This is a genomic window from Curtobacterium sp. NPDC090223 (assembly GCF_044746585.1).
In the GTDB taxonomy this organism is placed as follows: Bacteria; Actinomycetota; Actinomycetes; order Actinomycetales; family Microbacteriaceae; genus Curtobacterium.
This window is the reverse complement of the sequence record NZ_JBIVCN010000002.1, coordinates 520,237-540,720: the sequence shown is the minus strand read 5'-3', so window position 1 is coordinate 540,720 and position 20,484 is coordinate 520,237. Positions and strand designations below refer to the sequence as shown.

The following is a 20,484-nucleotide window of genomic DNA, read 5'->3' as shown; positions in this document are numbered from 1 at the left end:
CGATCGGCTGCACCGGTGCACCACGCGAGGCGGCACCCGTGCGTCACGCCACCACGAGCGCCTTCATCCCCTTCCCCGCCCGCAGCGCCTGGATCGTCTCCTCGACCCGGTCGAGCGGCACGTCGTCCACCCATCCCGTGGTGTCGTACCGGCCCTCGGCCATGGCGGCGATCACCGCGTCGAAGTCCTCCTGCAGGTAGGCCAGGGTGCCGGTGATCGAGGCCTCCGGCATCACGAGCGCGGTGGGGTCGAAGTCCATCGCCCGCTCGTGGATCGCGACGACGACCGCGGTGCCGTGCGGTGCGAGCTGCTCCAGCCCCGAGGCGAGCGCGGAGCCGACCCCGGCGGCGTCGAACACCGCGTCGACGCCGTCCCCGTCGGTGACCCGGGCGACGACCGCGGACAGGTCCTCGGACATCGGGTCGATCACGTGCTCGGCGCCGATGCCCTGGATGGCCCGGCGCCGGACCTCGCTCGGCTCGGACACGACGACGGTCTCGACGCCGCGGGCGCGGAGCGCGAACCAGACGCCGATGCCGATCGGTCCGGCTCCGACGACCAGGGCGCGCTGGCCGGCCTCGATGCCGCTCCTGGTGACGGCGTGCCACGCGACGGCCATCGGTTCGACCAGCGCACCGAGCCGCAGGTCGACGTTCTCGGGGAGCACGTGGAGCTTCGACGCCGGCACGGTGGTGAACTCGCTCATCCCGCCGCCGTGCGCGGTGATGCCGTGGAACCCGATGGTCCGGCAGGCGTTCGGTGCGCCGCGGCGGCACGCGGCACATGTGCCGCACGCGTAGATGGGCCAGACGGCGACGCGGTCGCCGACCGACACCTCGGTGACGTCCGGGCCGAGCTCGACGACGGTGCCGGAGAACTCGTGACCGAGGATCTGCGGCAGGGTCGAGCCGGTGACGGGGTGCGGGTGCTCGAGGTCGATCCCGGCCGAACCGGGAGCGAAGTAGATGTGCAGGTCCGACCCGCAGATGCCGGCGTAGGCGTTGCGGATCTTCACCTCGCCGGGGCCCGGCGTGGGTTCGTCGACCTCTTCGATCCGGAGGTCTTCCTGGGCGTGGAACACGGCTGCGCGCATGGTGCTGGTGCCTTTCGGGGCGTAGGCGGTCAGGTCGGGGCCGGTCAGTACAGGGCCGGCTGGGCGGTCCACGCGGTGAGTCCGCCGTCGACGGGCAGGGTCACGCCGCTGACGTAGGCGGCGTCGGCGGAGGCGAGGAAGAGGATCGCGGCGGCGATCTCGTCGGGCTCGCCGACCCGGCCGAGGGGGATCCGCTCGGCGTAGGTGTCGCGGACGACGGCGTTGGCGTCGAGGATCGGGCGGAGCAGCGGGGTGGCGACCGGGCCCGGCGCGACGGCGTTGACGCGGACGCCCTGGTGGCCGTAGTCGACGGCCATGCTGCGGGTGAGGTTGATCACCGCGCCCTTCGCGGCGTTGTACGCGGCCATCGCGCTGTCGCCGCGCATGACGGAGATCGACGCGGTGTTCACGATCGACCCCTTCGAGGCGACGAGGTGGGGGAGCGCCGCGCGGGCGACGTGGAACACGCCGTCGAGGTCGACGCCCAGCACGAAGCGCCACGTGGCGTCGTCGACGTCGGCGACGGCACCGGCGGCACCGACGCCGGCGTTCGCGACCAGGAGGTCGAGCTTCCCGTGGGCCTCGACGACCTCGGCGATGGTGCGGTTCACGGCATCGGCGTCGGTGACGTCGAGCACACGGGTGTCGAGACGGTCTCCGGCGTCCTGGTGCTCGCCGCGGAACGACGCGATGGTGGCCTCGGCGACGTCGACGGCCACGACGGTCGCGCCTTCGGCCAGGAGGCGGGTGGTCACGGACGCGCCGATGCCGGACACGCCTCCGGTGACGAGGGCGACGGTGCCGTCGAAACGGCCTGGGGTGATCTGCATGGTGGGTTCCCTTCGGTGCTCCTCGATGAGCACCTCACCACCGTACGCCTTTGTCTTGCAGGTGTCAGATAGTCACCGCATCAGGCGAACCAGAACTCCGGCGACGCCGCGATGATCACGGCGACCCCGCGGTCGACGTCGAGTGGCTCGGTGTGGATCCACCGCTCGACGGCGCCGACGGTGCCCGCTGCCGCGTACGAGGCGACGATGTCGAGGGCGTCCTCGTCCGTCGCGTCGACGCCGGCCGGCACGCTCTGCGGGTGCTGGTCGAGGTGCGTGCGGAGCGTCGCGTGGATCGTCCGCTCGAGGTTCGCCCGGAGCGGTGCGAGCAACTGCGGGCCCATCGCGTTCCGGTACACCACGACGTGGTCGGCGACGTGCTGCAGGAGCGACCGCTCGGCTGCCCGGAACGCCTCGAGCCCGGACAGCGGATCGTGCCGTCCGATCGCCTCGGCGAGTTCCTCGCCGAGGGTGACCGCGACGAGTTCGACGGGGGACGGGGCGTGCCGGTAGAAGGTGTCGCGGGTGATGCCCGCCGCGCGGCACACCTCGGAGACCGAGATGGACTGCAGCGGCGCAGCCGCTGCCAGGGTGAGCGCTGCGTCGCGCAACGCGCGCTGTGATCGTGCGTACCGCGGATCCACCCCAGCAGCCTAGGGCGGACGGGAGGCTCGTGGCGGCGCCGCCACGAGCCTCCCGTCCGTCACGGCGCACCAGGCGATCGCGCTCGCCGCCTGCCGGAGGCGACCGTCAGCGGTCGGCGAACCCGCCGAGCATCCCCGAGATGAACCGCTTCTGCAGGAAGAAGTACAGGACCACGATCGGCAGGGCGACGATCACCCCCGCGGCGGACAGCAGCGAGTAGTCGGTCAGGTGCGCGCCCTTGAAGAACGCCAGGCCGAGGGGTGCGGTGCGGTGGTCCTCGCTGGTGATGAGGACCAGGGGCAGCAGGAACTCGTTCCACGTCCACATCGTGATGAGGAGCGCCATCGTCATGATCGGCGCGATGGCCGCCGGCACGATCACCTGCCAGAGCAGCCGCACGTCGCGGGCGCCGTCGAGCCGGGCGGCCTCGATCACCTCGCCGGGGAAGGAGCGGAACTGGCTGCGCATCCAGAAGATGCCGAAGGCCAGGGACTGCGCGGTCTGCGGCAGGACCAGGCTCGTGTAGGTGTCGGTCAGGCCGACCGATCGCAGGTTGAAGTACAGCGGGATGATGAACGCCTCGGCCGGGAGCATCAGCCCGGCGAGCATCACGAAGAAGATCACGTTCGAGCCGAAGAAGTCCAGGCGGGCGAACGCGAACCCGGCGAAGACGGCGAGCACGGTGGTCAGCACGACGACCGACACGGTGACCAGGACGCTCGACAGCATGTAGGACGCGAAGTGCCCCTGGTTCCACGCGGCGCCGAAGTTGCCGAGGTCGATCGTGGTCGGGACGCTGAAGCCGCCGGAGTTCTGCGCCGACGGGGTGACCGACGACAGCAGGACCCCGATCAGCGGGATGATCGCGAACAGGGCGAAGAGCGTCAGGATGACGTAGTTGACGGTCTTCTCGCGGACGGAGATCCTCATGCGACGTCCTTCGGCTGCAGGCGGTTGATGAGCGCCGTGACGATCATGATCACGACGGTGAGGGACACCGCGACGGTGGCCGCCGATCCGACCTGCCCGGTCTGGAACGCCCGGTTGTACGCCTCGAACGCGGGCACCGAGGTGGAGTTGCCCGGTCCGCCGCTGGTCGTCACGTAGACCAGGTCGAAGGTCTTCAGCGCCGACACCACGGTCAGGGTGAGTGCGGCGGCGATCTGCCCGCGGAGCGACGGGAGCGTGATCGAGAAGAACTCGCGCACCGCCCCCGCGCCGTCGATGCGGGCGGCCTCGAACAGGCTCGGGTGGATGTTCCCGACCCCGGACAGGAACAGCACCAGGCACAGCCCGACGTTCAGCCAGGTGCCGACGAACCCGATCGCGGGCAGCGCGGTGTCGTACCCGCCGAGCCAGACCTGCGCGAGCTGCCCGAGGCCGACCAGCCGGAGCGCGTCGTTGAGGAGCCCGTCGGCGGAGTAGATCGACACCCAGATCGTGGCGACGACGACCGACGCGATGACCTGGGGCAGGAACAGCACCGTGCGGAAGAACGACATCCCGCGCAGCCCGTTCGCCCGCGAGATGAGGGCCGTCAGGAACAGCGCCACGACGACCGGCACGGCGGCGTAGAACACCATGAGCACGAGTGCGTGCCCGAACGACGCCCGCAGCTGCGTGTCCGTGAACACGTCGAGGTAGTTCGAGAACCCCGCCCACGTCGCCGCGGACAGCCCGTCCCAGTCGTAGAACGAGTACTGGATGCTCTGCAGGAACGGCACCCCGAGGAACACGGCGAACACGACGAACGCCGGCAGGATGTAGAGGTAGGCGACGAGACTGCGGCGCCGCTTCCGGACGCCGCCGGTCGTCGCACGGGCCCGCCCACGGCGGGCGCTGCGGTCGGCAGCACCCGCCGTGGTTCCGGTGAACTGGGTCACTGGGGAGCCCCCGCTACTTCTTCACGAAGCCGGAGTAGTCGTCCTGGAGCGTCTTCGTGTACTGCTCCGGGGTCGCCTTGCCCGCGACCAGGTCCTGCATCGCCGCCGTGATGGTGTCGTAGAACGTCGGCGTCGCGTAGTCCAGGTACGGGGTGATGCTGTTCGCGCTGGAGATCGTCTTGTAGTTGCTCGTGATGTCCCCGGCGATCGTGCCCGACGCGGGGGTGTCGTCGTCCGGCACCACGGTCGGCAGGTTGCCCTTGTCCACGAGCGTCTCCGCGGCCTTGGCGTTCGTCACGAAGTCGACGTACGCCGCAGCGGCGTTCGCGTTCTTCGTCTTCGAGGTGATCGCCCACGCCAGGCCCTCGCCACCCATCGTCACGGGGGAGTCCGCGCCGGCCGGGGTCAGCGCGGTGAAGCCGATGTCCTTCGCGCTCGCCGCGGCCTCGAGGGTGGCCTGGTACCAGGTGCCCGTGATGAGGAACGCGGACTGGCCCTTGCCGAACGCGGCGACGGCGTCGTCACGCGAGACGCCGTTCGCGCCGTCGGTGACGTAGCCCTTGTCGACCCAGTTCGTGATGGTCTGCGCGGCCTTGACCTCGTCGCTGCCGGTCCAGCTGCCGGACTTGCCGGCGACCAGGTCGTTCACGGCGTCGTGACCGGCCAGCGCGGAGAGCACCAGCCCGTACAGGTGGATGCCCGGGCTCTTCTCGACGTCGCCGTAGCTGAGCGGCAGCGACCCGGCGGACTTCACCTTCGCCATGTCCGCCGTCAGTTCGGCGACGGTGGTCGGCGGAGCGTCGATGCCGGCCTTCTGCAGGACTTCCTTGTTGTAGTAGAGACCCACGAGCTCGCCGGTCTGCGAGACGCCGTACAGCTCGTCGCCCTGCCACGTGGACCCGTCGGAGGAGAACGAGTTGAGCTTGAGCAGGCTCGACGGGTAGTAGTCGTCCCACCCGTAGAGCTTCGAGTAGTCGTTCACGGGGCGCAGGAAGCCGGCCTTCACGAAGGCGCCCATGTCCGGGTAGCCCTGGTTCGCCTGCACGACGTCCGGCGGGTTGTCGCCGGAGAGCGCGAGCTTCAGCGTGGTCTTGAGGTCGGCGAAGGACCGGGACACCCGCTTGATGGTGATGTTCGGGTGCGCCTTCTCGAACTCGTCGTTGAGCACCTGCTGCGCGTCGTTGATGCCGGTGTCGGTGTTCTGGTCCCAGACGGTCAGGGTCGTCTTGCCGGACCCGACGTCCTTCGACACCGGGCCGAGGCTCTGCGACGCGGCGGGGGCGGCCGAGCCACCCGGGGTGCACGCGGTCAGACCGAGTGCGAGGGCTGCGGCGACGCCGATGACCATCGTCGCCTTGCTGGAGTGCTTCATGGTGGTCCAGTCCTTCGAGTGGGCTTCGGGTAGGGGGTACAGGAGGAGTCAGTGGCTGCGGGCGGCCGTGTCGAGGAACGACCAGTCGCCAGGGGCGGCGGTGCGGCGGAGGAAGGCGCGGAGCTGGTCGGGGTGCGGCGCGCTCGCGGCGCCCCCGAGACCGGTGACGGCGTACGCGGCGCTGGCGGCGGCGAACCGCAACCGTGCCTCGAGGTCCCAGCCGTGGTGGCCGCCGGCCATGAAGCACGCGACGAACACGTCGCCGGCGCCGGTGGGGTCGACGACGTCGACCGGCACGGTGTCCGTCGTGACGACGACGCCGTGCGCCGAGTCGACGGCGACCACGCCCGATCCACCGCAGGTGACGACGGCGAGCGGGACCCGCTCGGCGAGGGCCTTCGCGGCGTCGAGCGCGGTCTCGGTGCGCGTGTACCGCATCGCCTCGACGTCGTTCGGGACGAAGACGTCGACCTCGGCGAGGCGGTCGAGCACGTCGCCCGACCACTCGCCGGTGTGGTCCCACCCGACGCCGCCGACGACGGTGGTCCCGCTGGCGCGGAGCTGGGCGACCCAGCCGGGCAGCGGGTGCGCGATGCCGACGTGGGTGGCGGCGACCGGGCCGAGGCCGTCCGGGATCGTCAGGGCGTCGAGGTGTTCCTCGTACGTGATGAAGCTCCGGTCGTCCGGGCCCGTGAGTGCGACCGACACCGAGCTCTGGTGCCCGGGGACGACCTCGAGCATGCTCGTGTCGAGCAGCGGTTCGGCGGTGAGCGTCGCGTACACGTGCTGCCCGAGCACGTCGTCGCCGAGGCGGCTGAGCAGCTTGGTCGGAGCACCGGCACGAGCGGCCGCCACGGCGCGGTTCGCGACACCACCGGGTGTCACGGTGAACGCATCCGCGTAGACCTCGGTGCCCTGCTCCGGCGCGGTGACGCCGGAGAAGACCAGGTCGCAGAACACGTCGCCGGCGAACAGCAGTGCGGTCACGGCGTCTCCTCATCGTTGCGGATCGTCCCTGCGCAGGTCTGCGCATTCCCGGGGCGGTACCGCTGGTGATGCTCAAGCCTGCGTGTTCGGTGTTGCGAGGACGTTACTCGATTGCGCCAGATTTGTTAAGTCTGCGCAGATCGGAAAGAACATGCGCGACCTTGCGTGATTGTGCGCGAGTTCGGATACAGTGGCGCCATGATCCTGCGAGAGCGGCAGAACCGCATCATCAAGGCGCTGCGCGTCGAGGGCGCCGCGTCGGTCCAGGAACTCGCCGACGCACTGTCCGTGAGCGCGGCGACGATCCGCCGCGACCTCGAGATGCTCGACCGCAACGGTGAACTCGTCCGCACGTGGGGCGGCGCCGTGCTCGCACCCGGACAGACCGCGCAGGACGGCGACGACGGGGAACCGATCGAGACCCCGTTCGAGCAGGCCGGCGACCTCGACCTCAAGCGCCGGATGGCCGTGGCCGCCGCCGCGATGGTGCAGGACGGCCAGGTGGTCATCCTGGACATCGGGACGACCACGCCGCAGATCGCGGAGCTGCTGCGCGGCCGCGACATCACCGTCATCACGACGAACCTCGCCGTGTTCGACGTCCTCCGCGACGACGAGGCCGTCCGCCTGGTCCTGCTCGGCGGCGTCGTCCGTCGCAACTACCGGACGCTCGTCGGCTCGCTCGCCGAAGCAGCGCTCGAGCACGTCAGCGCCGACCTGCTCTTCCTGTCCTGCACCGGCGTCCGGGCGAACGGCCACGTCGTGGACAACATGGCGGTTGAGGCCCCGATCAAGCAGTCGATGATCGCCGCCGCCGAGCGCGTCGTGCTCCTCGCGTCGGAGGCGAAGTTCCCCGGCACCGGGGCGCTCCGGCTCTGCTCCCTCACCGATGTCGACACGCTGATCACCACGACCGGCGCCCCTGACGAAACACTCGCACACAGCCGGAACGCCGGCGGAGAGGTCATCACCACATGAAGCTCTGCATCCTCGGAGGCGGCGGGTTCCGCACGCCGTACGTGTACCAGGCACTGCTCCGCGACACCGGCTCGCCCCGCGTCGACGAGGTCGCGCTGTACGACGTCGACGAGGTCCGGCTGCACGCCATGGTCGCGATCCTGATCGAACTCGCCGCCGACTTCCCGGACGCCCCGGTGCTCAAGCCCACGACCGATCTGCACCGCGCGGTCGAGGGCAGCGACTACGTGTTCGCCGCGCTGCGCGTCGGCGGCCTCGAGGGACGCCGCTGCGACGAGCACGTCGCGCTCGACCTGAACGTCCTCGGGCAGGAGACCACCGGTCCCGGCGGGCTGGCCTACGCCATCCGCACCGTGCCCGTCATGGTCGAGGCCGCGAAGGTCATCCGCGACCTCGCCCCGAACGCGTACGTGATGAACTTCACGAACCCCGCTGGCATCATCACCGAGGCCATGCAGTCCGTCCTCGGCGACCGCGTGCTCGGCATCTGCGACACCCCGTCCGGCCTCGGCCGCCGGGTCGCCGGGATGCTCGGTCTCGACCACACCCGCGTCCAGATGGACTACGTCGGCCTGAACCACCTGGGCTGGATGCGCCGCGTGATGTACGACGGCCACGACGTCCTGCCGCAGCTGATGGCCGACGACGAGCGCCTCGGCGCGATGGAAGAAGGGCACGTCTTCGGGCTGGACTGGATCCGCTCGCTCGGCGCGATCCCGAACGAGTACCTCTTCTACTACTACTTCAACCGCGATGCCGTGCGCTCGATCATCGGCTCCGGCAAGACCCGCGGGGACTTCCTGGCCGAGAGCCAGTCCGCGTTCTACGACCGGGCGAGCGCTGCGGGCAACGGTGTCGCCGAGCTCTGGCGGGAGACCGTCGAGCGCCGGAGCGCGTCGTACATGGCAGAGGCCAAGGGCGGCACGCAGGACGAGCCGCTCGACCCGAAGGAGCGCGAGACCGACCCGTCGCACCAGGGCTACGCCGGTGTCGCGCTCGGCGTGATGGCAGCGATCAGCCGCAACGAGCGTCAGACGATGATCCTCAACGTGCGGAACAACGGCACCATCGCCGGGCTCCCGCGCGACGCGGTCGTCGAGGTGCCGACGATGGTCGACGCGAACGGCGTGCACCCGATGACGACCGACCAGCCGGACCTGCACCAGATCGGCCTGATGAGCCAGGTGAAGGCCGTCGAGCGGCACACGATCGCCGCGGCGCTCACCGGGTCGAAGGACGAGGCGCTCAAGGCGTTCGCCCTGCACCCCCTGGTCGACAGCGTGAGCGTCGCCCGGGACCTCGTGCGCGGGTACATCGACGCGATCCCGGAGGTGGCTGCGGTCCTGACGAAGTAACGGCGGTTCCCGTCGGGTCGATCTGTCGTCCACCCGATGGGAAACCTGGGGGTCTGGTAACGATCGGTGCGAACGCATGCGTACGCTCGTCACCGATCAGGACCGAGGTCATCACCGTCGATGTGCCACCACCGCACATCGAAGGACGACCATGCCCCTGCCAGCCCGCACCCCGCGGACCCGCACCCCCGAGGACCGCAGCGCCTACGAGCCCGGCATCGAGACCACCGTCATCCCGGTGCTGCCCCCCGACGCCCGCGCCCGGAAGCGCTTCGTCCGCGTCGTCGCCGCCGTCGCGGCCGTCGGCGGTGCGCTCTTCGGCTACGACACCGGGGTCATCTCCGGTGCGCTGCTCTACGTGTCCTCGGACTTCGACCTCAGCGTCTTCGAGGAGGGCATGGTCACGAGCGTGCTCCTCATCGGCGCCGCGGTGGGTGCGCTGGCCGGCGGTCGGGTCGCCGACCGCGTGGGTCGCCGGCTCGCCCTGGTGCTCGCCGGCGCGATCTTCGTCGTCGCCACGGTCGGGTGTGCCTTCGCCCCGGACTACGCCGTCCTGCTGGTCAGCCGGGTGGTGCTGGGGCTCGCGGTCGGGGTGTCGTCGATCATCGTCCCGCTCTACATCGCCGAGATGGCGCCGTCGGACATCCGCGGACGCCTCGTCTCGCTCAACTCGCTGATGATCGTCACCGGGCAGCTGCTGGCGTACCTGGTGAACGCGTGGCTCGCGCAGTACGGCGCGTGGCGCTGGATGCTCGGGCTCGCCGCCGTGCCGGCGGTGGTCCTGGTCGTCGGGATGCTCCTGCTGCCGGACACCCCCACGTGGTACCGGATGCGGGACCGCGCGGGCGACGCGCTGCAGGTCCTCCGCCGCACGTACCCGGAGCGCGAGGCGCACCGGGAACTCCGCACCATCCGCCAGGCGCAGGAGTCGCAGTCGTCCGAGAGCCAGGGCTGGAACGGCTTCCGGCAGCCGTGGGTGCGTCGGTCGGTGCTCATCGCGGTCGGGGTCGCCGTGCTGCAGCAGGCGACGGGCGTCAACACGGTCATCTACTTCGCGCCGACGCTGCTGGTCGACACCGGCCTGCCGTCGTCGACCGCCGTCGTCGCGACGATCGCGATCGGCGTGATCAGCGTGGTCGCGACGATCGTCGGCCTGCGCCTGGTCGACCGGGTGCCGCGCAAGAAGCTGCTGATCGGCGGGTCCCTCGGCGGGGTCGTGTCGCTCGTCGCGCTCGGGGCCACCTTCCCGCTGACGGAGCGCGGTCCCGGCTTCAGCTACCTGACGCTCGGCGTGATGGTGCTGTTCCTGGCGTTCCAGCAGTCCGCGGTCGCCACGACCACCTGGCTGATCATCTCCGAGCTGGTGCCGTCCGCGGTGCGGGGCATCGGCATGGGCGTCGCCGGGGTGTTCCTCTGGCTCGCGAACTGGGCGGTGTCGCTGGCGTTCCTGCCGGTGGTGCACGCCATCGGCGGAGCCTCGACCTTCATCGCCTTCGCGGTGATCGGCGTCGCGGGTGTGGTGTTCGTGTGGCGCGCGGTCCCGGAGACCGGCGGCAAGTCGTTGACGGACATCGAACACGAGATGCAGGAAGCGACGGACTGAGCCGTCGGCCGGCGGTTCCGGACGTCACCAGCAGACCGGCCTGGAGGCTGATGGCGGCGCCGCCATCAGCCTCCAGTCCGTCGTCTGGTCACCGACCACCCGTGGAGACCCACGCGCCGAGCGGTGCGTCCGGCACGTCCTCCTCGGTGTGCGCGGTGTCGCAGAGGACGACGCCACGGGCCTCGTAGTTGGGGCGGGCTGCCGGCCCGTCGAGGCTGCAGGTGTGCACCCAGACCCGGACCGCGCCGGGGACGGACCACGCGGCGGCGATCGCGTGTTCGAGGAGCGGGCCGCCGAGCCCGCGCCCGAGGCCGGGCGCAGCCAGGCCGAAGTACCGGATCTCGACGTGCACGCCGTCGTCGTGCGTGACGGGCTGGAGCTGCACGTAGCCCAGGGGCACGCCGTCGGCGGTCGGCAGCAGGAACAGCGTGCCGGGGACGCCGAGCTCGTCCACCCACTGCTCCCGCGTCCAGTCGAGCCGGTCGGTCCATCGCCATGCGCCGCCGACGTAGCCGTACAGGAACCGGGCGAACTCGGGGTCGACCGCGCTCGTCCGGTCGAGCCGCACCCCGGTCGGCACCGGCCGGGGTGGCCCGCCCGGTGGGGTGCGCGACTCGAGGGTCCAGGTGACGACGTCCATGCCTGCGATCCTGCCGCACACGGGACGGGCCCCTCGGCAGCAGCCGAGGGGCCCGTCCCGTGTCGTGTCCCGGTCAGGCGCCCGGGACGACCTCGGCGGCCCGGATCTCCTCGATGCGCTCGGTCTGCCCACCGACCTGCTCGAGCTCGTGGGCGAGTTCCTCGAGTTCGGCGCCGCCGGCCATCATGCCGGTCAGCTCGGCGAGGGTGATCCCGCTCTTCTCGAAGTAGCCGATGCTCTTGCCGCGGCGGAGCAGCAGGAAGCGGTCGCCGACGGGGTAGGCGTGGTGCGGGTTGTGCGTGATGAAGATCACGCCGAGCCCGCGGTCACGTGCCCGGAGGATGTACTTCAGCACGACGCCGGACTGCTTCACGCCGAGGGCGGCGGTCGGCTCGTCGAGGATGAGCGCCTTCGCCCCGAAGTACACGGCGCGGGCGATCGCCACGCACTGCTTCTCGCCACCGGACAGGGTGCCGATCGGCTGGTCGACGTCCCGCAGGTCGATGCCCATGTCGAGCAGTTCCTGCTTGGTGATCCGCTTCATCGCCGGGACGTCGAGCATCCCGAGCTTGTTCCGGAGTTCGGAACCGAGGAAGAAGTTGCGCCAGATCGGCATCAGCGGGACGACCGCCAGGTCCTGGTAGACCGCGGCGATCCCGGCGTCGAGGGCGTCGCGGGGCGAGGAGAGCTTGCGGTCCTCGCCCATGATCGAGAACGTGCCGGCGTCGTGCTGGTGGAGCCCGGCGATGATCTTGATCAGGGTCGACTTGCCGGCGCCGTTGTCGCCGAGGACGCAGGTCACGCGGCCGGCGTCGACGTCCATCGTGATGTCGGACAGGGCGATCACGTTGCCGTAGTGCTTGCCGACGTCGCGGAGGGCGATCAGGTGCGGGGCGCCGGCGACGGTCTCGGAGGTCTCCGTGACCGGGACCTCGACGACCTGCGTGGTGGGGTTCGCGGTTTCGGGCATCACTTCTGCTCCGCTCGTTTCTTGACGATGAGGTTGATGATCGTGGCGAGCAGCAGCATCAGGCCGAGGAAGAACTTGAACCAGTCCGGGTTCCACTGCGCGTAGACGATGCCCTTGTTCGCCATCCCGAAGATCAGGGCGCCGATCGCACCGCCGACCGCCGAGCCGTACCCGCCGGTGAGCAGGCAGCCGCCGATGACCGCGGCGATGATGTAGAGGAACTCGTTGCCGACGCCCTCACCGGACTGCACGACGTTGAACGCGAACAGGTTGTGCATGCCGCCGATCCAGGCGCAGAAGCCGACGCCCATGAACAGGCCGATCTTCGTCTTCGTGACCGGGACGCCGACGGCACGCGCCGCGTTCTCGTCGCCGCCGACCGCGAAGATCCAGTTGCCGACCCGGGTCCGGAGGAGCACCCACGAGGCGATGAGCACGAGCGCGATCCAGATGAACACGGTGATCTTCACCGTGATGCCGAAGACCGGGACGTCCGCCGCGAACATCTGTTCGGCGACACCGAAGCCGTCGAGCCGGGAGATGTCGAGCGTCGACACCGATCCGGACACCAGCCGGGTGATCGCGAGGTTCAGGCCCGTGAGCATCAGGAAGGTCGCGAGGGTGACGATGAACGACGGCAGCTTCGTGCGGACGAGGATCCACCCGTTGACGAAGCCGACCCCGAGCGAGAACACCAGCCCGAGCAGGACGCCCACCCACACGTTCGTGGAGAAGTACCAGGCGAACAGGCTCGCGGTGAGGGACGAGGAGATCACCGCGACGCCGGCGGAGAGGTCGAACTCGCCGCCGATCATGAGCAGGGAGACACCGACCGCCATGATCCCGATGGTCGACGAGCCGTAGAGCACGGTCGAGATCGAGTCGGGCTGCACGAAGACCGGGGCGATGATCGCGAAGAACACGAACATCGCGATCGCGCCGACGACCGCACCGACCTCGGGGCGGCCGAGGAGCTTCCGGACGGGGCTCCGGGCGGCGAGGCGCTCGTCCCCGGCGGGGACGAGGCCGGCTGCCGTCATCGCAGACCGTCCTCGGCGTACTGCAGGACCTTGCCGATGTTCGACTTGTCCACGATCGCCGGTCCGGTCAGGGTCGGCTTGCCACCGCCGAGCACGAACCCGCCCTGCTTGTAGAGCACGATCGAGTCGATCGACTCGTAGCCCTGCATGAACGGCTGCTGGTCCACGGTGAACAGGACGTCGCCGGACTTGATGCTCTTCGCGAGCGTCGCGTTGAGGTCGAAGGACGCCACCTTGATGTCGCTGCCGGCGGCCTTCACCGCCTTGAGGATCACCGCGGTGTACGGGGCGCCGAGGCCGACGATGACGTCGGCGTCGCTGTCCGCCTGGAGCTTCGCGGTGACGGTGGACTGCACCGCGCTGTTGTCCGTGCCGTTGACGTAGAGCGTCTGGGTGTCCGGCAGGACCTTCTTGATGCCGCCGCAGCGGGCTTCGAGTGCGACGTTGCCCTGTTCCTGGATGACGCAGATCGGCTTGGCGAGTCCCTGCTTCTTCAGCTCGTTGCCGACGGCCTCACCGGCGACGGACTCGTCCTGGCCGAAGTGCGCGAGGATCCCGAGCGCCGAGTAGGCGTCGCTGCCGGAGTTGAAGGAGACGACGGGGATGCCCGCCTTCTCCGCCGCCTGCACCGAGCTCTTCAGCGCGTCGGGCTTCGCCAGGGAGACCGCGATGCCGTCCACCTTCTGGTCGGTGTACTGCTGGACGAGCTGCGCCTGCTTCGACCCGTCCGGGTCGGACGCGTAGAGGAGCTTGACACCGTCCTTCTTGGCGGCGTCCTCGGCGCCCTTGCGGACGATGTCCCAGAACGTGTCGCCGGGAGCGGCGTGGGTGACGAGGGCGATGGTCAGCCCGGAGTCCTTGCTGGTCCCGCCGGCGGAGTCGTCGCCGCTCGACGCGACACGACCCCCCTGCGAGGAACAACCGGCGAGGACGAGGGCACTCGCCGCGACTGCGACGGTGATGCCCATGACTGCAGAGATGCGCTTCACGGAAGACTCCTTTGTCCAGTGGTTCCGCTGTGGTGCACGGGTTTCGACGGTCCGCCACGGTGCTGTCCGAGAACCGGCAACCCTGCTAATTCTCACCTGGCGGTTTGTCTGTCCGGCGTACGGTATAACGAATCACCCTGGTCCACAAGCATCCGTTTTCACTTTCCGGCCGCTCGCAGCCCCTGTTACAGTGTGAACAGTTCGTCCGCGGTGTGAGAACTGCGGGACACATCTCGCCGAACACGAGTCCACGATGACGAAGGGGTCACAATGTCTGGACAAGGACAACCGCGCGGAACGCTCGAACTCCCGCCCTTGACGACCGGACCGCACCGCAAGCGGATCGGTCTCATCTCGGTCGTGGCCTGCCTCGGCGGCCTGCTCTTCGGGTACGACACCGGCGTCAGCAACGGCGCCGAGATCTCGATCCAGTCGCAGCTGGGTCTCGACGACATCGGTCTCGGTGTCGTCATCTCCTCGCTCGTCTTCGCGGCCGCGGTCGGCGGCCTGGTCGGTGGCCCGGTGTCCGACCGGATCGGACGCCGGTCGACCATCATCGCGATGGCGGTCTTCTTCTTCTGCGGGACGCTGCTCGCGGTGTTCTCGCCCAACTTCGAGGTGCTGCTCGCCGGCCGCATCGCCGTCGGGCTCGCGGTCGGCGCAGCGTCGATCGTCGTCCCCGTGTACCTGGCCGAACTCGCGCCGCTCGAGATCCGCGGCATGATCACGGGCCGCAACGAGCTCGCGATCGTGAGCGGGCAGCTCGCCGCGTTCGTGATCAACGCGGTCATCGGCATCGTGCTCGGCGACGAGGGCGGCGTCTGGCGCGTGATGTTCTTCATCTGCGCGATCCCGGCGGCCGCGCTCTTCATCGGCATGCTCCGGATGCCGGAGTCCCCGCGCTGGTTGGTCGAGCACGGCCACGACGAGCGCGCCCTGGCGGTGCTGAAGACGGTCCGGAACGAGGACCGCGCGGCGGTCGAGCTCGAGGAGATCCGCCAGATCACCACCGAGGAGCCGAGCGAGACGCGGCTGAACGGGCTGAAGGCGCTGCTCTCCAGCCGCTGGCTCATCCGGATCGTGCTGATCGGCTGCGGCGTGGCCATCGCCCAGCAGGTCACCGGGATCAACTCGATCATGTACTACGGCCAGCGCATCCTGATCCAGTCCGGCTTCGGGGCGAACGCCGCCCTGATCGCGAACATCGCACCCGGGATCCTGGCGGTCGTCGGCGGCATGATCGCGCTCCGCAACATGGACCGCGTCGACCGGCGGAAGACGTTCATCCTCGGCCTGTCGCTCACGACCACGTGCCACATCCTGATCGGTGTCTCGTCGCTCGTCATCCCGGACGGCAACCCGATCCGCCCGTACGTGCTGCTGTTCCTGATCTGCGCGTTCGTGCTGTCCATGCAGTCCTGCCTGAACATCGCCGTGTGGGTCTGGCTCGCCGAGATCTTCCCGCTGAACATGCGCGGACTCGGGACCGGCATCGCCGCGTTCGCCGGCTGGCTGATGAACGGCGTGCTGGCGCTCTACGTGCCGTCGCTCATCGAGGGCATCGGCATCACCGGGACGTTCTTCCTCTTCGCCGTCATCGGCGGCATCGCGCTCGTGTTCATCGTCACGCAGGTCCCCGAGACCCGCGGCTGGTCGCTCGAGAAGCTCGAGGAAGAGGTCACGACCGGCGCGATCTACATCGACACGATCAAGGGCAAGGCGAAGCGGGCCGGTCGCGACGAGCGGTGACCGTGCTGCAAGATGTGGTCCATGGCTGACGACGGGTCCACGGCGACGGCACGACGGGCGACCATGCGCGACGTGGCCGAACGCGCCGAGGTCTCCAAGTCACTGGTCTCGCTCGCGTTCAGTTCGCCGGAGTCGGTCAGCCAGGAGCGGCTCCGGCGGATCCTGGACGCGGCGGACGCGCTCGGCTTCCGCCCGAACCGGGTCGCCCGGTCGCTGAACGGGGCGCGGGACGACTTCGTCGGGATCCTCGTCGCCGATTCCCGGAACCCGGTGTTCGCCGAGGTGGTCGACGCCGCACGGGTCTCGCTGTCGGCTGGGGGCCGTCTCGGCCTGATGACGAGCGCTGTGCTGCCCGGCGCGGGGACACACCTGGACGTCGAGGCGGTCGCGATGCTCGGCGACCTGCAGCCCTCCGGGCTCATCGTGGTGGGCTCGGTCCCGAGCATGGACCGCGTGGTGGAGGCGATGGGGGCCGCGCGCATCGTGATCGCGAGCGCCCGCCCGGATCGGCTCGCCGGCGCGGCGACCGTGCGCGGGGACGACGAGGTCGGTGTCCGGCTCGTGGTGGACCACCTCGCCGGACTGGGCCACCGTCGGATCGGCCACGTCGGCGGTGCCGGCGGCCGAGTCGCCTCCGGGCGCGCCGACGCCTTCGTCGCCGCGGTCCGGGAGCGCGGGCTGGACGCCGGTCTCGTCGCGGAGAGCGACTTCTCCGAGGCGGCCGGGTTCCGCGCGGCGCAGGCGCTCCTGGACCTCGACGAGCCGCCGACCGCGATCACGGCGGTGAACGACCTGGCCGCGATCGGGGTGACGGCCGCGCTGCGGCAGCGTGGCCTGACGGACTCGGTCGCCGTCACCGGGTACGACAACACCTACCTGGCCGCACTGGGGGCCGTCGAGCTGACCTCGGTCGACCCCGACAACGCCACGATCGGACACCGCGCCGCCGAGCTGCTGCTCTCCGACGAGAACCCGGGCGAGGTGCTCGTCGCCCCGACCCTGCGGATCCGGTCGTCCTCCGTGCCCGCGCGCGACTGACCTCGGGACGCTGGCCGGCGTCGACCGGAGCACGCGGTTGACACCGCTCGACCGCCGGTCGTACATTGAACCGGTCCAAGATTTTGGACCGGTTCAAAATCAGGAAGCAAAGGAGCCCCCTGTGGCAGAGAACAGCGCGCCCCGCACCGTTGGTGTCGGACTCATCAGCGTCGGGTGGATGGGGCGACTGCACTCCCGCTCCTACGCCCTCCTCCCGCTCCTCTACCCGGAGCTCGGCATCCGCCCGCGCCTGGTCGCCGCCGCGGACGTCGCTCCCGCCGGCCGTGACTACGCCGCGGACGTCCTCGGGTACGAGAAGGTCGTCTCCGACTACCGCGAGGTCCTGAACGACCCCGAGGTCGAGGTCGTCTCGATCTGCGCCCCGAACTCCCTGCACGCGGAGATCGGCATCGCCGCCGCCGAGGCCGGCAAGCCGTTCTGGATCGAGAAGCCCGTCGGCCGTGGCGCATCCGAGACCGAGGCCGTCGCCGCAGCCGCGGACGCCGCAGGGGTCGCCACCACGATCGGCTTCAACTACCGGCACGTGCCCGCCGTGCAGCACGCCCGCCAGCTCGTCCTCGACGGCGCGCTCGGCCGGATCACGAACGTGCGGGGCCGGTTCTTCGGCGGGTTCTCCTCGAACCCCGAGGACCCGCTGACCTGGCGCTTCGTCCGTGCCACCTCGGGCAGCGGCGTCCTCGGCGACCTGATGGGGCACCTCGTCGACCTGATGCACTACGTCCTCGGCCCGATCGGCTCGATCTCCGCCGCCACGGGCACCTACCTCACCGAGCGGCCCGGGCTCCCCGGCACGCCCGACGGCGGCAAGCTGCTCCCCGTCGAGAACGAGGACTACGCCACGATGCTCGTCCGCTTCGGCGAGTCCGCGGTCGGTGCCGGTGCGATCGGCAACCTCGAGGCGTCACGCATCGCGGTCGGTCCGCGCTCCGAGTACGCGTTCGAGGTCTTCGGCACCGAGGGCTCGGTCCGCTGGGACTTCGAGCGGCTCAACGAGCTCGAGGTGGCCCTCGCCCGGACGGGGCAGCACGTCGGCTACACCCGCGCGTTCGCCGACGGGTACTTCCCGGACTACTCCCGCTTCCAGCCGAGCTCCGGCACGAGCATGGGCTACGACGACCTCAAGGTGATCGAGGCCGCCAAGTTCCTCACCGCCGCGACCGGCGGGGAGGCCACGGGGTCCAACATCCACGACGCCGTCGCCTCGGCCCGCGTGCTGAGCGCCGCCGAGGAGTCCGCGGAGTCCGGCCTGTGGGTCGACCTCCCCGTCGAACCCGGTGCCACCGCCAACGTCCGCACGACCGCCGTCCACACCCCAGAAGGGGCACGCGCATGAGCCTCCGCATCGCCACCGCACCGATCTCCTGGGGTGTCAGCGAGGTGGACGGCTGGGGCTACCAGCTGCCGCCGGAGCGCGTCCTGGCCGAGATGAGCTCCCTCGGGTTCGAGGCCACCGAGCTCGGCGCCCAGGGCTTCCTGCCCCCGGCACCCGAGGACAAGGCAGCCCGCCTGGCCGAGTTCGGCATGACCGCCATCGGCAGCTTCGTGCCGGTCATCGCGCACCAGCCCGGCATCGACCCGCTGCCGCGCATCGAGCAGGAGCTCGCGGACTACGCGGCTTCGGGGGCGACCGTGCTCGTGGTCTGCGCCGACAGCGAGCAGACCGGGTACGACGCCCAGCGCGAGCCGCTCACCGACGAGCAGTGGGCCACGCTGTTCGCGAACCTCGACCGCATCACCGCGGCCGCGGCGGCCGTCGGCGTCACCGCGACGCTGCACCCGCACGTCGGCACGGTCGTCGAGACCAAGGAGGACGTCGACGCCGTCCTCGCCGGCTCCACGATCCCGTTCTGCTTCGACACCGGGCACCTGTTCCTCGGCGGGACGGACCCCGTCCGCTTCGCCGCCGAGCACACCGACCGCATCGCCTACATGCACCTCAAGGACGTGTCGCTCGACGGCATGCGCCGGGTCGCGGACGGCGAGATCAGCTACTTCGACGCGATCAAGGCCGACCTGCTCTACCGCCCGGTCGGCCAGGGCGACGTGGACATCCGCGCGATCCTGACGAGCATGGTCCAGGCCGGCTTCGACGGCTGGATCGTCCTGGAGCAGGACAAGGTCGTGCTCGAGGACCCGGCCGCCGGCACGGGCCCGATCGAGGACGCCCGTGCGAGCGTCGAGTACGTCCGCGCCCTCGTCGCCGAGCTCGAGGCCGCCGAGGTCGCACGGTGAGGATCGGCGTCGCCGGGCTCGGCCGCATCGGCGCGATGCACGCGCGGAACCTCGCGCGGACACCCGGCGTCGACGAGGTCGTGCTCATCGGCCGCGACGCCGGACGGACGGAGTCGGTCCGGGCGCGGCTGGCCGAGCAGCAGGCGGCCGAACAGCCCGCCGGGCCCGCGGCCGCGTCGTGGTCGACGGTGTCCACCACGGTCGACCCCCTCGCCGACGTCCTGCCGTCGCTCGACGGGGTGCTCGTCGCCTCGGCCACCGACACGCACGCCGAACTCGCCCGCGTCGTGGCGGACGCGCACACGCCGCTGCTCATCGAGAAGCCGCTCGCCCTCGGCGTCGACGAGCTGACCGCGCTCTCCCGCGACCTCGACGCGACGGGGACGCCGATCATGGTCGCGTTCCACCGTCGGTACGACCCGGGCTACCAGCGACTCCGGCAGCACGTCCTCGACGGCGACGTCGGCACGCTCCGGCTCGTGCAGGCGACGGAGAACGACCACCACGCGCTGCCCATCGACTACATCCCGCAGTCGCACGGCATGTGGCTCGACCTGCTCGTCCACGACTTCGACATCATCCCGTGGACGGTCGGCGACCAGGTGGTCGAGATCTCGATGATCGGGTCCGTGCTCGACGAGCCCGTCTACGGCGAACACGAGGACACCGACACCGCGATGGTGACGCTCCGGTTCGCGTCCGGCGCGGTCGGCAGCATCGGCGCACTCCGCCGCAGCGACGCCGGCCAGGACGTCCGGCTCGAGGTCACCGGCTCGAAGGGTGCGTTCGGCGCGGGCTACGGGCCGCGGACCCCGATGACGTCGACCGAGCCGGGCGGCAGCGCGCCGTCGAACCCGTACGACACGTTCGGCGACCGCTTCGTGCCGGCCTTCGAGGAGGAGATCGCGCACTTCGTCCGGATGGTCCGCGGCGAATCGGAGAGCCTGACGCCGCCCGCCGCCGGACTCGTCGCCACCGCGCTCGCCGAGGCGGCCGCGGAGTCGTTCCACACCGGGCGTCCCGTCCGGCCCCGCACCACCGCGTAGACCACGCGGCACG

General features: G+C 70.4%; 19 protein-coding genes. 8 read left to right on the top strand and 11 right to left on the bottom strand.

Annotation, left to right across the window (positions count from 1 at the left end):
• Positions 1 to 43: 43 nt before the first annotated feature.
• The 7 genes from ACIPJY_RS07185 to ACIPJY_RS07155 form a co-directional block, all read right to left on the bottom strand.
• Positions 44 to 1,093, bottom strand: a complete 1,050-nt coding sequence (locus tag ACIPJY_RS07185; RefSeq protein ID WP_400466026.1) for a 2,3-butanediol dehydrogenase — start codon at positions 1,091 to 1,093, stop codon at positions 44 to 46.
• A 44-nt stretch (positions 1,094 to 1,137) separates the two neighbouring features.
• Positions 1,138 to 1,923, bottom strand: a complete 786-nt coding sequence (locus ACIPJY_RS07180) for an SDR family NAD(P)-dependent oxidoreductase (protein ID WP_400466028.1) — start codon at positions 1,921 to 1,923, stop codon at positions 1,138 to 1,140.
• An 80-nt stretch (positions 1,924 to 2,003) separates the two neighbouring features.
• Positions 2,004 to 2,567, bottom strand: coding sequence for a TetR/AcrR family transcriptional regulator (locus ACIPJY_RS07175; protein ID WP_400468159.1), 564 nt, complete (start codon positions 2,565 to 2,567; stop codon positions 2,004 to 2,006).
• 106 nt (positions 2,568 to 2,673) lie between these two features.
• A complete protein-coding gene (locus ACIPJY_RS07170) occupies positions 2,674 to 3,498 on the bottom strand; it encodes a carbohydrate ABC transporter permease (protein ID WP_400466034.1) in 825 nt (274 codons plus the stop codon).
• The gene (locus ACIPJY_RS07165) at positions 3,495 to 4,451 is read right to left on the bottom strand and encodes a carbohydrate ABC transporter permease (RefSeq protein ID WP_400466036.1); all 957 of its coding nucleotides are present in this window, start codon (positions 4,449 to 4,451) and stop codon (positions 3,495 to 3,497) included. Before ACIPJY_RS07165 ends, ACIPJY_RS07170 begins: the two co-directional genes overlap by 4 nt.
• Before the next feature lie 13 nt (positions 4,452 to 4,464).
• Positions 4,465 to 5,823, bottom strand: coding sequence for an extracellular solute-binding protein (locus ACIPJY_RS07160; RefSeq protein ID WP_400466039.1), 1,359 nt, complete (start codon positions 5,821 to 5,823; stop codon positions 4,465 to 4,467).
• Between the two features lie 48 nt (positions 5,824 to 5,871).
• Entirely contained in the window at positions 5,872 to 6,810 is a 939-nt protein-coding gene (locus tag ACIPJY_RS07155) for a carbohydrate kinase family protein (RefSeq protein WP_400466042.1), read from the bottom strand.
• A 198-nt stretch (positions 6,811 to 7,008) separates the two neighbouring features.
• Between ACIPJY_RS07155 and ACIPJY_RS07150 the strand changes: the two genes are divergently transcribed.
• From ACIPJY_RS07150 to ACIPJY_RS07140, 3 genes are all read left to right on the top strand, one after another.
• Complete coding sequence (locus ACIPJY_RS07150) at positions 7,009 to 7,788, top strand: DeoR/GlpR family DNA-binding transcription regulator (RefSeq protein ID WP_123655236.1); 780 nt, start codon at positions 7,009 to 7,011, stop codon at positions 7,786 to 7,788.
• Complete coding sequence (locus ACIPJY_RS07145) at positions 7,785 to 9,143, top strand: 6-phospho-beta-glucosidase (RefSeq protein WP_400466045.1); 1,359 nt, start codon at positions 7,785 to 7,787, stop codon at positions 9,141 to 9,143. The genes ACIPJY_RS07150 and ACIPJY_RS07145 overlap by 4 nt, the downstream gene beginning before the upstream one ends.
• A gap of 151 nt (positions 9,144 to 9,294) precedes the next feature.
• Complete coding sequence (locus tag ACIPJY_RS07140; RefSeq protein WP_400466048.1) at positions 9,295 to 10,746, top strand: sugar porter family MFS transporter; 1,452 nt, start codon at positions 9,295 to 9,297, stop codon at positions 10,744 to 10,746.
• A gap of 88 nt (positions 10,747 to 10,834) precedes the next feature.
• Here the strand turns inward: ACIPJY_RS07140 and ACIPJY_RS07135 are convergent, their stop codons facing one another.
• The 4 genes from ACIPJY_RS07135 to ACIPJY_RS07120 all read right to left on the bottom strand — a co-directional run bounded on the left by ACIPJY_RS07135 (position 10,835) and on the right by ACIPJY_RS07120 (position 14,385).
• Positions 10,835 to 11,386: a GNAT family N-acetyltransferase gene (locus ACIPJY_RS07135; protein ID WP_400466050.1), complete on the bottom strand. Its 552-nt coding sequence runs from the start codon at positions 11,384 to 11,386 to the stop codon at positions 10,835 to 10,837.
• Positions 11,387 to 11,459: 73 nt separating this feature from the next.
• Positions 11,460 to 12,356 carry an ATP-binding cassette domain-containing protein gene (locus ACIPJY_RS07130; RefSeq protein WP_400466053.1) on the bottom strand — a complete coding sequence of 299 codons (897 nt, stop codon included), beginning with the start codon at positions 12,354 to 12,356 and terminating at the stop codon, positions 11,460 to 11,462.
• Positions 12,356 to 13,396 (bottom strand): ABC transporter permease, encoded by a 1,041-nt coding sequence (locus ACIPJY_RS07125; protein WP_400466056.1) that lies wholly within the window; start codon positions 13,394 to 13,396, stop codon positions 12,356 to 12,358. Before ACIPJY_RS07125 ends, ACIPJY_RS07130 begins: the two co-directional genes overlap by 1 nt.
• A complete protein-coding gene (locus ACIPJY_RS07120) occupies positions 13,393 to 14,385 on the bottom strand; it encodes a substrate-binding domain-containing protein (RefSeq protein ID WP_281266985.1) in 993 nt (330 codons plus the stop codon). Before ACIPJY_RS07120 ends, ACIPJY_RS07125 begins: the two co-directional genes overlap by 4 nt.
• Before the next feature lie 270 nt (positions 14,386 to 14,655).
• On the opposite strand from ACIPJY_RS07120, the gene ACIPJY_RS07115 reads away from it, so the two are divergent.
• The 5 genes from ACIPJY_RS07115 to ACIPJY_RS07095 all read left to right on the top strand — a co-directional run bounded on the left by ACIPJY_RS07115 (position 14,656) and on the right by ACIPJY_RS07095 (position 20,471).
• Complete coding sequence (locus ACIPJY_RS07115; RefSeq protein ID WP_400466059.1) at positions 14,656 to 16,134, top strand: sugar porter family MFS transporter; 1,479 nt, start codon at positions 14,656 to 14,658, stop codon at positions 16,132 to 16,134.
• 21 nt (positions 16,135 to 16,155) lie between these two features.
• On the top strand, positions 16,156 to 17,172 hold the full coding sequence (locus ACIPJY_RS07110; protein WP_400466062.1) for a LacI family DNA-binding transcriptional regulator: 1,017 nt from the start codon (positions 16,156 to 16,158) through the stop codon (positions 17,170 to 17,172).
• A gap of 121 nt (positions 17,173 to 17,293) precedes the next feature.
• Positions 17,294 to 18,526, top strand: coding sequence for a Gfo/Idh/MocA family protein (locus ACIPJY_RS07105; protein WP_400466065.1), 1,233 nt, complete (start codon positions 17,294 to 17,296; stop codon positions 18,524 to 18,526).
• A complete protein-coding gene (locus ACIPJY_RS07100; protein WP_400466067.1) occupies positions 18,523 to 19,425 on the top strand; it encodes a sugar phosphate isomerase/epimerase family protein in 903 nt (300 codons plus the stop codon). Before ACIPJY_RS07105 ends, ACIPJY_RS07100 begins: the two co-directional genes overlap by 4 nt.
• Positions 19,422 to 20,471: a Gfo/Idh/MocA family oxidoreductase gene (locus ACIPJY_RS07095; protein WP_400466069.1), complete on the top strand. Its 1,050-nt coding sequence runs from the start codon at positions 19,422 to 19,424 to the stop codon at positions 20,469 to 20,471. Before ACIPJY_RS07100 ends, ACIPJY_RS07095 begins: the two co-directional genes overlap by 4 nt.
• Positions 20,472 to 20,484: the final 13 nt, after the last annotated feature.

Bases quoted from the DNA above. Each gene is read 5' to 3' on its own strand.
- ACIPJY_RS07115 (WP_400466059.1), top strand. From the start codon at position 14,656: ATGTCTGGACAAGGACAACCGCGCGGAACGCTCGAACTCCCGCCCTTG.
- ACIPJY_RS07160 (WP_400466039.1), bottom strand. From the start codon at position 5,823: ATGAAGCACTCCAGCAAGGCGACGATGGTCATCGGCGTCGCCGCAGCC.
- ACIPJY_RS07140 (WP_400466048.1), top strand. From the start codon at position 9,295: ATGCCCCTGCCAGCCCGCACCCCGCGGACCCGCACCCCCGAGGACCGC.
- ACIPJY_RS07125 (WP_400466056.1), bottom strand. From the start codon at position 13,396: ATGACGGCAGCCGGCCTCGTCCCCGCCGGGGACGAGCGCCTCGCCGCC.
- ACIPJY_RS07130 (WP_400466053.1), bottom strand. From the start codon at position 12,356: ATGCCCGAAACCGCGAACCCCACCACGCAGGTCGTCGAGGTCCCGGTC.
- ACIPJY_RS07150 (WP_123655236.1), top strand. From the start codon at position 7,009: ATGATCCTGCGAGAGCGGCAGAACCGCATCATCAAGGCGCTGCGCGTC.
- ACIPJY_RS07145 (WP_400466045.1), top strand. From the start codon at position 7,785: ATGAAGCTCTGCATCCTCGGAGGCGGCGGGTTCCGCACGCCGTACGTG.
- ACIPJY_RS07180 (WP_400466028.1), bottom strand. From the start codon at position 1,923: ATGCAGATCACCCCAGGCCGTTTCGACGGCACCGTCGCCCTCGTCACC.
- ACIPJY_RS07170 (WP_400466034.1), bottom strand. From the start codon at position 3,498: ATGAGGATCTCCGTCCGCGAGAAGACCGTCAACTACGTCATCCTGACG.
- ACIPJY_RS07110 (WP_400466062.1), top strand. From the start codon at position 16,156: ATGGCTGACGACGGGTCCACGGCGACGGCACGACGGGCGACCATGCGC.
- ACIPJY_RS07135 (WP_400466050.1), bottom strand. From the start codon at position 11,386: ATGGACGTCGTCACCTGGACCCTCGAGTCGCGCACCCCACCGGGCGGG.
- ACIPJY_RS07100 (WP_400466067.1), top strand. From the start codon at position 18,523: ATGAGCCTCCGCATCGCCACCGCACCGATCTCCTGGGGTGTCAGCGAG.
- ACIPJY_RS07185 (WP_400466026.1), bottom strand. From the start codon at position 1,093: ATGCGCGCAGCCGTGTTCCACGCCCAGGAAGACCTCCGGATCGAAGAG.